This is a genomic window from Syntrophomonas sp. UBA5494, assembly GCF_002426325.1.
The window spans coordinates 310-895 of the sequence record NZ_DIPG01000112.1 but is presented as its reverse complement, the minus strand read 5'-3'; the positions used below and the strand labels follow the sequence as shown (position 1 = coordinate 895).

The 586-nt window shown below is 65.9% G+C and carries 1 pseudogene; it reads left to right on the top strand.

The features are described 5' to 3' along the window. A pseudogene (locus B3W37_RS12595) lies at positions 1 to 586 on the top strand (hypothetical protein); the annotation flags it as partial.

The following is a 586-nucleotide window of genomic DNA, read 5'->3' as shown; positions in this document are numbered from 1 at the left end:
CGTCACCTACTGTTACAGCACCGGCAGCGTTTCCGCGACAGACGGCGCGACCGCGGGCGGTCTGATTGCTTTCAATAACAGCCTTGCAGTCACCACCAACAGCTATTACCTCGACACGGCGGCGGCCTCCTCCGCGGACGGCACGGCTTTGACCGATACACAGATGAAGAAGCAGGCGAGCTTTACGGGCTGGGACTTCGATACCGTCTGGCAGATGCGCGAGGACCATACCTATCCGATCTTCCTGTGGCAGACGCTCCCGCCGCCTCCTCCCCCGCCGTCGGGTGGCGGAGGCACGGGCGGCAGGACGCCGTCGTACAACGCGATTATTTCCGGCGGCGGCAGCGTGCCCGTCACCGTGAATGCGAGCACGGGCAGCGCGTCGCTGAACTTAGCGGCGCTGGCCGGGAATCTTTCGGGCGGAGGGAGTATCACCGTCACGGTCCCCTCCATCCCCGGCGTGAGTTCCTTTACCGCGAACCTCCCAGCCGCCTCGCTTTCGGGCACAGGCGCGGGTTCGCTGACGCTTGACACCCCGGTCGGCAGCATCACGATCCCCGGCAACATGCTCGCGGGGACCGGCCTC